Origin of the sequence: Streptomyces sp. NPDC051105 (assembly GCF_040682795.1) — a bacterium.
GTDB lineage: Bacteria > Actinomycetota > Actinomycetes > Streptomycetales > Streptomycetaceae > Streptomyces.
In genome coordinates this window covers 480,451-494,147 of sequence record NZ_JBFBBR010000002.1, presented here as the reverse complement: position 1 = coordinate 494,147, position 13,697 = coordinate 480,451, and the positions used below count along the sequence as shown (strand labels likewise).

Here is a 13,697-nt window from a genome sequence, read left to right as displayed (position 1 = left end):
AGAAAACGATTGCGCACAGTGGTTCAGAACCGCACTGCGCCTCAAGTCCCGGACGGTGTTCGGTATTTCGAAGTCCGTCAGCGCCCGGACCTTCAGCCCCTCCCCACTCTCGGAGAGCCATGCCCCGCACCCGCTCCGCCCCGACCGGCCCCGTCCGTCTCACCTCCGGTGCCCGCACGGCGCTGCGCCCGGCGACCGTCGCCATCGGGAACGGCTTCTGGCACGACCGGCGCACCACCAACGCCCGGGTCTCCCTCCCTCAGGGGCCGGATCTGCTGGAGTCCGCCGGCAACCTGCACAACCTGCGGCTGGCGGCCGCCGCGCGCTCGGGCGCCGTGCACGAGGGCGAGTTCCAGGGCGCGTACCCGTTCGTCGACACGGACGTCTACAAGTGGCTGGAGGCGGCGTCCTGGCGGCTCGCCCAGGGGGAGGACACCTCACTGGCCGCCGACGTGGAGCGGATCGTCGCCCTGGTGGCCGCCGCGCAGCAGCCCGACGGCTATCTCAACACGTGGTTCCAGCTGGTCAAGGGCGGTGAGCGGTACCAGGACCTGCGCTGGGGCCATGAGCTGTACTGCGCGGGCCATCTGATCCAGGCGGCCGTCGCCCACCACCGGTCCACCGGCCGCCCCGAACTCCTCGATGTGGCCCGGAAGTTCGCCGACCACGTCGATTCGGTCTTCGGGCTCCCCGGCAGCGGCAGGCCCATCGACGGTATCGACGGTCACCCGGAGGTCGAGACCGCCCTGGTGGAGCTGTACCGGGAGACCGGTGAGCGCCGCTATCTGGACCTGGCAGCCTACTTCGTGGACCGGCACGGCCATGGCCTGCTCGGCGGCGAGGCCTACTGCCAGGACCGGGTCCCGCTGCGCGAGGCGACGAACGTCGAGGGCCATGCCGTACGGCAGCTGTATCTGCTGGCGGCCGCCGCGGACCTGGCGGCGGAGACCGGGGACGGCGAACTGCGGGCGGCCGGTGAGCGGTTGTGGCTGGCCATGACGACCACCAAGACGCATCTCACCGGCGGCCTCGGCGCCCACCACGACAAGGAGGACTTCGGCGACCCCTACGAACTCCCCAACGAGCGGGCCTACTGCGAGACCTGTGCCGCGATCGCCTCGGTCCAGTGGAGCTGGCGGCTGGCCCTCCTCACCGGCGAGGCCCGCTACTCCGACCTGATCGAGCGCACCCTCTTCAACGGCTTCCTGGCCGGGGTCTCGCTGGACGGCGAGCGGTGGCTGTACGTCAACCCGCTCCAGGTCCGCGACGGCCACACCGACACCGGCGGCGACCAGTCGGCCCGCCGTACCCGCTGGTTCCGCTGCGCCTGCTGCCCGCCCAATGTGATGCGGCTCCTGGCGAGTCTGGAGCACTACCTGGCGTCGAGCGACGAACAGGGTCTGCAGATCCACCAGTTCGTGACCGGGACGTATCAGACCGACCGGATCCGGGTGCGCGCCGAGACGGACTATCCCTGGCACGGCACGATCGACCTCACCGTCGAGCGGACCCCGGCCGACGCCCCCTGGACGCTGTCCCTGCGCATCCCGCACTGGTGCCGGGACTTCCGGGTGCGGTGCGGCGCGGAGACGTACGACCGGTCCGACGCCCCGGTGGACCAGGGCTGGCTGCGGCTGACGCGCACCTGGCAGCCGGGCGACCGGGTGCACCTCGAACTCGGCCTCGAACCCCGGCTCACCGCGGCCGACCCGCGGGTGGACGCCGCACGCGGCTGCGTGGCGATCGAGCGGGGGCCGCTCGTGTACTGCCTGGAGCAGGCCGACCATCCGGGCGGCGGGCTGGACGGCATCGTCCTCGACCCGTCCCGTCCGCCGGCCGTGAAGCACCGCCCGGACCTGCTCGGCGGTGTCACCATCGTGGTGGCCGCCGGACACCGGCGGCACATCCCCGACCGGGGCTGGTGGCCGTACCCCGGCGCGGACGACACCGGTCCCGAACCCGACGGCGAGCCGGTCGAGTTGACCGCGATCCCGTACCACGTCTGGGCCAATCGCGAGGACGGCAGCATGCGCGTCTGGCTCCCCACCTCCTGAGACACCCCGTCCTACGACAACGAGGTCACCCCGTGATACCCACCCGCCGTACCCTCATGGTCACCGCCGTCGCCCTCGGCACCCTCGCCTCCCTCACCGCCTGCGGTGGCGGTTCCGGCTCCTCGGGATCGTCGTCATCGGCCGGCGGCACGTACACCTTCTGGGACCCGTATCCGCAGTTCGACGCCTCCTCGGACTGGGGCAAGCGGGTCACCGCGTGCGGCACCGCGGCCGGGGTGAAGCTCAAGCGGACCGCGTACGACACCACCGACCTGGGCAACAAGGCGCTGCTGGCCGCCCAGCAGGGCAACGCGCCGGACGTGATGCTGGTCGACAACCCGGTCGTCTCCACGCTGGTGGAGGCGGGGATCCTCAACAAGACCGGCGACCTGGGACTGGATACCTCGTCGATCCAGAAGAACATCATCGGGGCCGGCACGATCGACAACGCCTCCTACGGCGTGCCGATCGGCGCCAACACCCTCGCGCTCTACTACAACAAGAAGATCCTCTCCGCCGCCGGTGTCGATCCGGCCTCGGTCAAGGACTGGGCGTCGCTCACTGCCGCGCTGAAGAAGGTCAAGGCCGCCGGGAAGAAGGGGATCACCTTCTCGGCGATCAACACGGAGGAGGGCAGCTTCCAGTTCCTGCCGTGGTTCTGGGGCGCGGGTGGGGACCTCACCCGGCTCGACTCGGCCAAGGGAGCCGCGGCGCTGGCGCTGTGGCAGCAGTGGGTGGACTCGGGGTACGCGCCGAAGGACGTGCTGCAGAACACCCAGACCACCAGCTGGCAGGAGTTCGCGACCGGGCAGTACGCGTTCAGCGAGAACGGCACCTGGCAACTCGGCAACGCCGACAAGGCCGGATTCCCGTACGGGGTCATCAACATTCCCGGACAGAACGGTGGTTCGGCGCCGGTGCCGACCGGGGGCGAGTTCGTGACCGTGCCCGTGCAGCAGGACACCTCCCGCTACGACGTGAGCAAGAAGATCGTCACCTGTCTGACCAGCGACTCCAGTCTGCTGGCCACCGACACCACGCTCATGTACGTAGCGCCCACCTCCGCCGTACAGGCCGAACAGGTCAAGAAAAACCCGAAGTTGAAGCCGTGGGTGGCGGCGGTCGCGGCGGCCCGGGGCCGTACCAGCGGCGGTCTCGGCACCAAGTACCCGACCATCTCGCAGCCCCTGTGGACGGCCGTCCAGGCGGCGCTCTCGGGGAGCAAGAGCCCGCAGGACGCGCTCCACACGGCCCAGTCCAGCGCGCAGAAGGGCTAGGCCCGCCATGACCGTCGCCCGGGTCGACCGTCCGCGGCACGCACCGGCCGCCGCGACGGAGACCAGCGAGGCCGGTCCCCGGTCCCTGCGCCGCAGGCAGCGACTGACCGCACTCGCCTTCGTGACACCGCTGCTCGCCTACCTCTGCGCCTTCTATGTCTACCCGCTCTACCGCAATCTCGACCTGAGTCTGCGCGACTACACCGTCCGGTCCTTCGTGGCGGGCGACGCGCCCTTCTCCGGCTGGGACAACTTCCGCAAGGTGCTGGACGATCCGACGTTCGGGCCGGCGATGCGGCACACGATGGTCTTCACTCTCGTGTCGATCGTCTTCCAGTACGCGATCGGGCTCGCCCTGGCGGTCTTCTTCAACCGGCACTTCAGGCTGTCGACCGTGCTGCGGGCGCTGTTCCTGATCCCCTGGCTGCTGCCGCTGATCGTGTCGGCTTCGACGTGGTCGTGGATGTTCAACAGCGAGTCGGGAGTGGTGAACTACTTCCTGCACCTCTTCGGCGTGGCCCCCGTCGGCTGGCTGACCTCGCCGGACTGGGCGCTGGCGTCGGTGATCGTCGCCAACATCTGGATCGGTATCCCCTTCAACCTGGTGATCCTGCACAGCGGCCTGCAGAACATCCCCGGCGAGCTGTACGAGGCGGCGGCGCTGGACGGGGCGGGCGCCTGGCAGCAGTTCCGCCGGATCACCTTCCCGCTACTGCGTCCGGTGTCGGCGATCACGCTGCTGCTCGGGCTCGTCTACACGCTCAAGGTCTTCGACCTGATCTGGATCATGACCAAGGGCGGTCCGGGCGACGCCTCCTCCACCCTGGCCACCTGGTCGTACCAGCTCGGCTTCGGCACGCTGCTGCCCAAATTCGGTCCCGGTGCGGCCGTCGGCGACATCCTGATCCTCATCGCCCTGGCCTTCGGCCTGCTGTACATCCGCGTGCAGAGGAGGCAGGAGGCGTGAAGTCCCGTACCAAGGAGCGCCGTCACACCGTCCTCGGGCTGCTCCTCACCGCGCTGATGCTGTTCCCGGTGTACTGGATGGTCAACGTGTCCCTCACCCCGCAGCGGGACATGCGCAAGAGCCCGCCGGACCTGCTCCCGCTGCACCCCACCTTCGAGGGCTACCGGGCCGTCCTGGACGACCAGGTGCCCTACCTCGGCACCAGCCTGCTCATCGGCCTCGGCACGGTCGCCCTCACCCTCGTCCTCGCCGCCCCGGCCGGCTACGCCCTGGCGAAGCTGCGCCCGCGCGGCGCCGGCGCCCTGGGGCTGGCCCTCCTCATCGCGCAGATGGTCCCCGGGATCGTCATGGCGATGGGCTTCTACGGCATCTTCCTGGACCTCGGCCTGCTCAACTCCTGGTGGGGCCTGATCGTCGCGGACTCCACCATCGCCGTCCCGTTCGGCGTCATGATCTTCACCGCGTTCATGTCGGGTATCCCCGGTGAGCTGATCTCGGCCGCCCGGATCGACGGCGCCGGCACCTGGCGCACCTTCCGGTCGGTCGTCCTCCCGCTGAGCCGCAACGCGATCGTCACCGTCTCGCTGTTCGGCTTCCTGTGGGCCTGGTCCGACTTCGTCTTCGCCAACACCCTCGACGGCGGAGGCAGTTGGAAGCCGATCACGCTCGGCATCTACAAGTACATCGGCAACAACAACCAGGAGTGGAACGCGATCATGGCCACGGCCGTGGTCGCGTCGATTCCCGCGGCCGTCCTCCTGGTCCTCGCCCAGCGCTATGTGGCCGCGGGCGTGACCGCGGGCGCGGTGAAGGACTGAACCCTCCGACTCCCCTACTCTTCGAGGAGATCCATGCCATGAGCCGCATCCCCCTCAGAGCCGCCCTCGGTGCCGTGGTGCTGACCGCCGCCCTCGGCACCACCGCCCCCGCCCAGGCCTCCCCCACCTCCGCCACCACCCTCGTGGTGAACGCCGGCCAGACCCTGCGCCCGGTCACGCACGTGGCCTCGGGCAGCCTGTACGGCCTGGACACCGCGAGCGTCCCGGCCGACAGACTGGTCGAGCCGCTCAAGCCCAACACGTTCGTGCAGATGGCGCCCGGCGGCAGCCAGCTGCCCAACGGCGAGCCCAGCCCAGGCGGTGACGCCCTGGTGGTCGCCCCCGAGGCGGCGAAGGCCGGTGCCAAGGTCGTCGTGCGCATGCCGGACTGGTATCCGAACTTTCCCTACACATGGGTGAGCTGGAGCGACTGGCTGTCCGCCGTGGACAAGCAGGTCGCCTCGGTGAAGTCCTCCGGCGCCACCAACGTCGCCGCCTACGAGCTGTGGAACGAGCCGGACTGGACCTGGAACACCTCGGCGGCCGGCAGCTTCGACTCCGGGTGGGCCACGACATACCGGGAGGTCCGCGCCGGGGATGCCAACACCCCGATCCAGGGGCCGAGTTATTCGGCGTGGAACCAGGGCTGGATGAGCACGTTCCTCACCGACGCCAAGGCGAGCGGCACCGTCCCCGACATCATCGCCTGGCACGAGCTGCAGGGGTCGCAGAACATCGCCGCCCATGTCGCCGCCTACCGCGCCCTGGAGACCGGCCTCGGCATCAGCCCCCGCCCGATCGCCATCGAGGAGTACGGCACCACGAGCGAGGTCGGCGTCCCCGGACCGCTCGCGAGCTATGTCGCCAAGTTCGAGCGGGCCGGTGTGCACGACGCCGAACTCGCCTTCTGGAACCACTACGGCACCCTCGGCGACACCCTCACCGACACCGGCGGCTCACCGAACGGCGCGTACTGGCTGTACAAGTGGTACGGCGACATGTCGGGGAACATGCTCGTCACGACACCCCCGGCACAGACGGGTATCGACGGCTTCGCCTCCCGCAACGGCGCGGGCAACCAGATCAGCGTGGTCACCGGCGGCTGCACCGGTTCATGTGCCGTCACCGTCAACGGACTGTCGTCGCTCCCCGCCTTCGGCAGCACCGTGCACGTCAAGCTGGAGTACACGCCCTCCAAGGGCCGTACGACCGCGGTCTCCGGTCCGGTCACGATCTCGGACACGGACTACCCGGTCAGCGGCGGCTCGATCACCGTGCCGGTGACCATGAACGCCTCCGACGGCTACCACCTGACCGTCACCCCGAGCGGCACCGCCACCTCACTGGCCGGGCGCTACCAGATCACCAACCGGAACAGCGGCCTCGCTCTGGACACCAGCGGCGCGGGCACCGCCCAGGGCACCGCGGTCGTCCAGGCCACCGCCACCACGGGCACCGACCAGAACTGGACCCTGGTGACGGCGGGCAACGGCCTCTACAAGATCCAGCAGCAGGCGAGCGGGCTGCTCCTCGGCATCACCAACGCGGGCACCGGTGCCGGCGGCACCGCACTGATCTGGGGCGACAACGGCACCCCCGACCATCTCTGGCAGCCGATCCCGTCCGGCGACGGCTACTACAAGATCGCCAACTACAACAGCGGGCTGCTGCTCGGAGTGACCGGCATGAGCACCTCGTCGGGCGCGCAGGTCCTCCAGTGGGACGACAACGGCACCGCCGACCATCTGTGGAAGCTGACAGCGCGCTGACCCACCCGACAGTGAACCGACGAGGTCACCTACAAGGACCCGACCGGTCGGGCCGGTGCCGCCATCGGGACGGCGGCACCGGTGGGCGCGAACCCGATCACGCAGTCCGCCGACATCGAGGCCGACAGCAAGGTCGACCACCCGACCCATCGCAAGCCGCGGCTGCGGCGGGACGAGCTCCGAGGGCAACCCGTCGCGATCCGGGAGTTCACCTTCCGGGGCCGGGTCCGCGTCTTGCGCGCCGGACGCCAGGCAGGCGCCGTGCCGCCCGCTCCTCGACAACATGAGGGACGGGTTCCGCACCACCGGCCTACCGCTCGGCAACCGGAACGTTCGACCGCTAGGTTGGGCAGTATGAGCAACCTTGACCGTGCGCCCGTACCGAGCGTGTGCGGTGGCCGCGGATTCGTCGTCGCCGAACCCGTCCGCGAACTGCTGAGCCCCCGCCACGTGCAACTCGGCGAGTCGACCGAGGTGCGCCGCCTGCTGCCGAACCTCGGCCGCCGCATGATCGGCGCCTGGGCGTTCGTCGACCACTACGGCCCCGACGACATCGCCGACGAGCCCGGGATGCAGGTCCCGCCACACCCGCACATGGGGCTGCAGACGGTCAGCTGGCTGCACCAGGGAGAGGTACTGCACCGCGACTCGACCGGCAGTCTGCAGACGATCCGCCCGCGCGAGCTCGGGCTGATGACCTCGGGCCGGGCGATCAGCCACTCCGAGGAGAGCCCCAAGTCGCACGCCCGGTATCTGCACGGCGCCCAGCTGTGGGTCGCGCTGCCGGACACCCACCGGCACGTCGAACCGAAGTTCGAGCACCACCCCGACCTGCCGAAGGTCACCGCGCCCGGCCTCACCGCGACCGTGATCCTTGGCTCCCTCGACGGTACGGCCTCGCCCGGTACGACGTTCACCCCGATCGTCGGGGCCGACCTGGAGCTGACGCAGGGGGCGGATCTGCGCCTGCCCCTGGAACCGGACTTCGAGTACGGCGTGCTGGCGATGTCCGGCGAGGTGCGTGTCGACGGCGTATCGGTGCTCCCGGGCTCGATGCTCTACCTCGGCTGCGGCCGCACCGAACTACCGCTGCGCGCCGAGTCGGACGCGGCGATCATGCTCCTGGGCGGTGAGCCGTTCGAAGAGGAGCTCATCATGTGGTGGAACTTCGTCGCCCGTTCCCAAGAGGAGATCGTACAAGCCCGGGAGGACTGGGAGAAGGGGGTCCGTTTCGGCGAGGTGAGGGGCTACGACGGGTCGCCGCTCCGCGCACCGACATTGCCCGAGACCCCCCTGAAGGCACGGGGACGGGCCCGCTGACCAGGAAAGAGGCAAGTTTCTGACGTCAGGCCCCCAGCGCCCGCCGCCCGTCCGCCTCACCACGACGTTCACTGACGCCAGTCCCCTCGGAGGCCGGTGCACCAGCACCTCCGAGGGGCTTCTCGATTCCAGGGTGTGGGCATCTGTGGGCAGCTTTGCCAGGACGAATGCTGACCCAATGCCGACTTTACTGACGAGTAGTCATGTTCTGGCAGCGCGGGGGGCACAAGCATGCTGACGCACGACGGCGGATGCTGGCGAGATGGCACTGGCGTCTGGCGACGAATCGATCGAGGGGACTTGGAGAGTCTCGACGGATCAGGACTCACCTAACGGCCCCTTGTATAGATTCCACAAACTCAGCCGTACGCAACAAGCGCTCCTTGAGAGCACATCCGTCACCGCTCTTGCGTCACTGTCGCCACCCTCCCCTGTGGCCCTATCACGGGTATGTGACGCTGCAGCGCCCGTAACTCCCGCCGGCGTACCCACGCATCGCTCTCATCCCGTACGGACCCAAACCCAAACGGGTGGAGCTGAATCCGTCGACGGGTGAGGCCGCTCACCCGTCGACGCCGCCCCGACCGTACGCCCAGCGTGGTACACACCGCGCCGTATCTACGTGCCGAACTCGACCAGCCCCAAGTGGACGGTTTTTCAACCGAGGTCAATCGTAGAAGCGAGGGGGGCAAGACAGCAGGCCAGGTGGCGTTTCGCGACTCCTGGAGTGGGGTGCTGCGGTCCCCGGGGAGGCCGGCAAGCACCCGATCCAGACCTCGACACGCGTCCACCCAAGCACTCCTGCGAACTCGTAACAGGATCTTGTCGATGCGCCCTGGTCGGGCGTGACCGATGTGACGATTCGGCCGTTCGCGTCGTGTGACGACGCGGCCTTGGATTGTGGATGACGGCTTGTGGGCACGGATCGAACCATTGCTCCCGCCCTGGCCTGAGCGGTCACCGGGGCCGAAGCCGGTGGACGACCGGCTGTGCCTGCAGGGCATCTTGTACGTCCTGCATCAGGACATCGCCTGGCAACTCCTGCCCTTGGAGCTGGGGTTCGGCTCCGGACAGACCTGCTGGCGGCGTCTGGGTCGATGGCAGCAGGCCGGAGTCTTTGAGAAACTGCACCGCCTCTTGCTCGCCGAGCTGAACGCAGTGCGAACTCGATTGGTCCCGTGCGTGCGTGGACGGCTCTCACGTCCGCGCAAAAAAAAAGGGGGGAGCTGCGACTGGTCCGTCGCCAGTCGACCGGCGGAAGACGGGCAGCAAGCACCCCTTGATCTGCGACGGCAAGGGCACCCCGCTGCATGTCGTCACCACTGCGGCGAACGTCAACGACATCACCCAGGCCGTCGACCTGGTCGACGGCGCCCCGAGTCTGTCCTGGGCGACAAGGCGTACGACTCCAAAGCTGTACGCAGACAGCTGCGGCACCGCAGGATCCTGCCGGTGATCTCCCGCAAGGGTGCCCCGAACATCAAGGGTCTGGGCCAGCTGCGCCACGTCGTCGAGCAGACGTTTGTTCTGCTCCACCAGTTCAAACGCCTGGCCATCCGATGGGAACGACGCCTCGAACTCCACGACGCCTTCGTCTCGTTGGGTTGCAGACCCGGGGGGAGAGAAGCCTGCATCCGCTGCCCCATGCTCCAGGTCAGCCCGAAGATGATCAGCCGACTCGACGACCTCGAAACGGACCTCATCAACCGCCGGGCCCGTGCCGAAACCGATGGCTGGCGCGGCGAGACCGAAGGCATCGACCTGGCCCTCACCCTCCTGCGAACCAAGAGAGACGAATCCGGGCGGCGCCTCCGTCGGCCCGTCGTCAACCTCGGCATCCCCCTCCCACGCACCAGCACAACAGCGCAGGAGACCACACCATGATCCCCTGCGTATTCCTACTTGCCGAGACAAGCGGTTCCGCCGCCGGCAGGCCCCTGAGCAGCAGGACGACCGTGCTTACGGAGGATTCGCAGCTATCACTCCGCCTGGCCGCTCAACTCTGCCCAGGTGTAGCTGTCCATACTGTCGTGAGGGCCAATCCTGGAGAGTTCCGAGCCGTCGTGCCCCACAGCCACGATGAGCGGTCGTATCCCCCCGTGGCCTGTGGACTGGGACTTCCAGACCACGATGAGCCTGCCGTGCCCAGGCACCTTGATCCGTCGGTCGCCGACGAGGAGATGATCCACTTCGGCCGCCACCTGGAGTTCGTTGGACCCGACCCACGAGCCCGTCCCGGTGAAGTCCGGATGACCACGCTGCAGGCGGTACGCATAACTCAGGCAACCTGTACCTCCGCCGAGCTCGATCATGCCGACCTGGCCCGCCTGGCCCGCCGCCAGTCTCTCGGCAAGCAAGTCACCGTCCGACGCACTGCCACCGCCTGTGTACTGCCATTTCTCGCCGCAGCGCTCAATCAATGCGGTGTGCGTCTCCGCTTTCGCGGACTCGGGACGCCAGATGAGCCAGACCCCGCCGACACCCACGTCCCGGTCGACGTCACCCGACACCAGGGTCAACCAGCGGCGAGGCAGCCAACCGGGCTGCAGCACCTCGCCGTTGACCACGCGTCGGACCACCCTCGGCAGAATGATCCGCATACCACGATCGACGCGGCGCATCCGACGCAACTCCGCGCGAGTGGACATTTACAGATGGTACCCAGCGGCGGGAGCACGCACGCGCAGGAGGTGACGGGAACGGTCAGTACCGAAAGCTGGCTCGCCCCTCAGTCAGATAGATCATCCAGGGGCGAATCGGCTCACCGCCTGCCACAGGCCGCAGTTCCACGTCGAGATCTCGCACCGCGGCTATCGCCCCGATCAGTTGCTCAGGGAAGTGCTGGCGCCGCGCCTCCTCCTGCGCGGCAAAGAGCGGACTGAGCTCACTCCAGCCGACTCTCGGCACGAACCGGCAGAGAAACCACGGTTGATCGACGCTCAGGTCCCAGAGTTCGCCGACCAAGAAGTCGCCATGCCAGACCTCGTATGCGGCCGACTCCCCCACGCGTCCCTCCACCAGTCCCTTGTCCAGTGTCCAGACAGTAACCGCGGCGCAGACGAGTCGCGAGACGCCAATCCGCCATGACCAGTGGCCCATCCAGAACGGAGAGCTCCTTGCCAGACCGAAGACCCCACATCAACCGTTCGGGTGAAGTGCAGATAAGCACCGACTGCTGGAAGGCGGCGCGCGACGCCGACTCCGAGTCCAAGTAGGAGTGGCTCGCGACCAAGCGGGCCGAGGAACAGGAGGCGGCCCTCGTGTGGGCACCACCGACGTTCAAGAAGACCGGCTACCTCTACGACGCCGACGGCCAGTTGCTCGTCCAGCGCGGGCCGGGCGGCAACACCCTCTACCTCTTCGCCAGCACCGAGCAGCTCACCCTCGACACCGCTACCAAGGCCGTCACCGGGCTGCGCTACTACTGCGCCCCCGACGGCACGAAGACGGTCCGCTCCAGCAAGGGCGGCATCAGCTACCAGCCGACCACCCCGCAGGGCACCGCCCAGCTCCAGGTGGACGGCAGCTCACTGGCCATCACACGGCGCGCCTTCGACCCCTACGGCAACCCGCGCCGCCCGGCGCCCACCGGTTGGGCGGACCACCACGGGTTCCTGGGCAAGCCCGCCGCGCGACCTCCGGTCTGAACCTCCTCGGAGCACGGAACTACGACCCGGTCACCGGCCGCTTCCTGTCAGTCGACCCGATCTTCGAGAGCGACGACCCGAACCAGATGGGCGGCTACGGCTACGCGGCCGGTAACCCCGTGTCCGGAAGCGACCCCAACGGCCTGGCCTGGTACTCGGACTGGGGCGGTGCGATCGGCAGCTTCTTCTGCGGTGTGGGCGACAGTGTCGTCGGCGACCCGTGGCAGTGGAGCGTCAACACACGCTCCGGCGGCTGGAACGGGTTCGCCTCCATCGTCAACGGTGACAACCAGTGGCTCAACGGCTGGACGGGCTACTCGAACGAGACCCCGTTCCTGCTCGGCCACACCGGTTACGTCGACGACCACCCGCTGGCCAACCTCTTCGGCGTCGACACCGGCTCCACCTCCTACGTGGCCGGCCAGTGGACCGGGACCAAGGCAGGCCGACGGATCATCCCGCCGGGCTTCGTGAAGAACTCGACCGGTCTCACACGAGGACACCTCCTTCCGCAGCTGCTGGGTGGGGACGGCAAGGCCCCCGCGAACATCGTCGCGACGAAGTCAAAGGTGGACAATGGTGCCCTGTCCACGTTCGGCGACTCGATAGCCGCCCATGTACAAGCCACGCAGAACGAAGTGTTCTTCCAAGCGGTACCGCGCTATCTGCCAGGTTCGAATGTGCCGTTCCGGCTGGACATCAGTGCGTTCGACGATTATGGCTGGTCAACTGCCGCCCAGTTCCTGGTGGGCTGAGGCCATGGGTGAGGGAGAGAAGATGTTTCCGTATGAACTTGTGCGGCTGAGCGACCTCGAGAACGAAGTCGTCATCACGGTCCTCGCACCCATGGGCTCCCCTTACTGGGAGGCGCGGATCGAGGTGTCCAGCACGTTCGTCAAAGGGGGCACGCTGCTGGTCCTGTCCCCCCCGAAGCTCGATTCCTGGGCGAAGGCACTGGACGAGCTCGACCGGGGGCAGGACGTCGTCTGGATGAAGACGGACCGCGGCCCCACCATCAGCATTCAGCTCGACGGGGAGCGGGACTGTCCGGAGGTCGTCGTGGACGACGAGTCACTGTCCATGGTGACCGTCCGTATCCCGATCGCTCTTGAGGAGGGATGGATCGACGACCAATGGAACCGCCTCAGGCGATTCAACGAGGAGATGTGAACTCGGATAGCGCATGGCGTTCTTGAAATGAGGATCCAATGGGTCGGCCGCGACGGGAAAAGCTCCTGTCGCGGCCGACCCGCGCGCTGTCCGTCGCCACTCCACAGAGAGGTCCCCGACTCCATGACCCGCCCCTACGACCAGCACCACAGTGAGGCACTCCGCGCCCAACTGCACCTACCGCTGTCCGAACGAACCTGCCCGATCTGCGACCATATGACCCTGCGCCTCTACCATCACACGAAATACGGCCGGACCGAACCCTCGTGGATCAACTACCTGTGGTGCGGCAACTGTCACGCCTACTCGTCGTCCTTCACGGGCGCCGGCCGCAAGATGGTCGAGACCGACCCACTCCTTGAGCAGTACGGCGACCGGATCGCCGAGGTCTTCCGTGACCCCGAGCGCCTGCTCAAGATCCTCGACGGCTACTGGAAGGTGGGAGAACTCCCCCAGGTGATCTCCCGCCGCCCCCGCGGACGCTGATGGCTGAGGACTTCGCGATCACCTACCGGCTCGGCCATGCGGAGATCAGGGCCGTGACGGAGTGCTCTACGTCGGTCTGGCAGCCGCTTGTGGGCCGGGCTCCGGAAGCACCGCTCTCGCTGCGGCAGCAGGAGGGTGGGACCGCCCTCCTGCGACAGAAGACGTAGATGCGATAGAGCTGGCGAGGCC

The 13,697-nt window shown here is 68.1% G+C and carries 12 protein-coding genes and 1 pseudogene; 11 read left to right on the top strand and 2 right to left on the bottom strand.

Annotated features, from left to right (window positions below; translation table 11 throughout):
* The first annotated feature begins 119 nt into the window (after positions 1-119).
* The 7 genes and pseudogenes from AB0N16_RS06175 to AB0N16_RS06145 all read left to right on the top strand — a co-directional run.
* Entirely contained in the window at positions 120-2,054 is a 1,935-nt protein-coding gene (locus AB0N16_RS06175) for a beta-L-arabinofuranosidase domain-containing protein (protein ID WP_365793558.1), read from the top strand.
* Between the two features lie 32 nt (positions 2,055-2,086).
* Entirely contained in the window at positions 2,087-3,331 is a 1,245-nt protein-coding gene (locus AB0N16_RS06170) for an extracellular solute-binding protein (protein WP_365793556.1), read from the top strand.
* A 7-nt stretch (positions 3,332-3,338) separates the two neighbouring features.
* Positions 3,339-4,298 (top strand): sugar ABC transporter permease, encoded by a 960-nt coding sequence (locus AB0N16_RS06165; RefSeq protein ID WP_365793554.1) that lies wholly within the window; start codon positions 3,339-3,341, stop codon positions 4,296-4,298.
* Positions 4,295-5,116: a carbohydrate ABC transporter permease gene (locus AB0N16_RS06160; RefSeq protein ID WP_365793552.1), complete on the top strand. Its 822-nt coding sequence runs from the start codon at positions 4,295-4,297 to the stop codon at positions 5,114-5,116. The genes AB0N16_RS06165 and AB0N16_RS06160 overlap by 4 nt, the downstream gene beginning before the upstream one ends.
* Before the next feature lie 38 nt (positions 5,117-5,154).
* Positions 5,155-6,885, top strand: coding sequence for an RICIN domain-containing protein (locus AB0N16_RS06155; RefSeq protein WP_365793550.1), 1,731 nt, complete (start codon positions 5,155-5,157; stop codon positions 6,883-6,885).
* Positions 6,886-7,239: 354 nt separating this feature from the next.
* On the top strand, positions 7,240-8,205 hold the full coding sequence (locus tag AB0N16_RS06150) for a pirin family protein (RefSeq protein WP_365793548.1): 966 nt from the start codon (positions 7,240-7,242) through the stop codon (positions 8,203-8,205).
* Between the two features lie 879 nt (positions 8,206-9,084).
* Positions 9,085-9,813: pseudogene (locus AB0N16_RS06145) on the top strand (IS5 family transposase); the annotation flags it as partial.
* Positions 9,814-10,184: 371 nt separating this feature from the next.
* Here the strand turns inward: AB0N16_RS06145 and AB0N16_RS06140 are convergent.
* Positions 10,185-10,853: a hypothetical protein gene (locus tag AB0N16_RS06140; protein ID WP_365793546.1), complete on the bottom strand. Its 669-nt coding sequence runs from the start codon at positions 10,851-10,853 to the stop codon at positions 10,185-10,187.
* 55 nt (positions 10,854-10,908) lie between these two features.
* Positions 10,909-11,304: a hypothetical protein gene (locus AB0N16_RS06135; RefSeq protein ID WP_365793544.1), complete on the bottom strand. Its 396-nt coding sequence runs from the start codon at positions 11,302-11,304 to the stop codon at positions 10,909-10,911.
* A gap of 161 nt (positions 11,305-11,465) precedes the next feature.
* On the opposite strand from AB0N16_RS06135, the gene AB0N16_RS06130 reads away from it, so the two are divergent.
* The 4 genes from AB0N16_RS06130 (at position 11,466) to AB0N16_RS06115 (ending at position 13,508) form a co-directional block, all read left to right on the top strand.
* Positions 11,466-11,852, top strand: a complete 387-nt coding sequence (locus tag AB0N16_RS06130; protein WP_365793542.1) for a hypothetical protein — start codon at positions 11,466-11,468, stop codon at positions 11,850-11,852.
* On the top strand, positions 11,798-12,607 hold the full coding sequence (locus tag AB0N16_RS06125; RefSeq protein WP_365793540.1) for an RHS repeat-associated core domain-containing protein: 810 nt from the start codon (positions 11,798-11,800) through the stop codon (positions 12,605-12,607). Before AB0N16_RS06130 ends, AB0N16_RS06125 begins: the two co-directional genes overlap by 55 nt.
* Positions 12,608-12,629: 22 nt before the next feature.
* Entirely contained in the window at positions 12,630-13,022 is a 393-nt protein-coding gene (locus tag AB0N16_RS06120; RefSeq protein WP_365793538.1) for a DUF5959 family protein, read from the top strand.
* 123 nt (positions 13,023-13,145) lie between these two features.
* Positions 13,146-13,508: a hypothetical protein gene (locus tag AB0N16_RS06115; RefSeq protein WP_365793536.1), complete on the top strand. Its 363-nt coding sequence runs from the start codon at positions 13,146-13,148 to the stop codon at positions 13,506-13,508.
* Positions 13,509-13,697 lie beyond the last annotated feature (189 nt).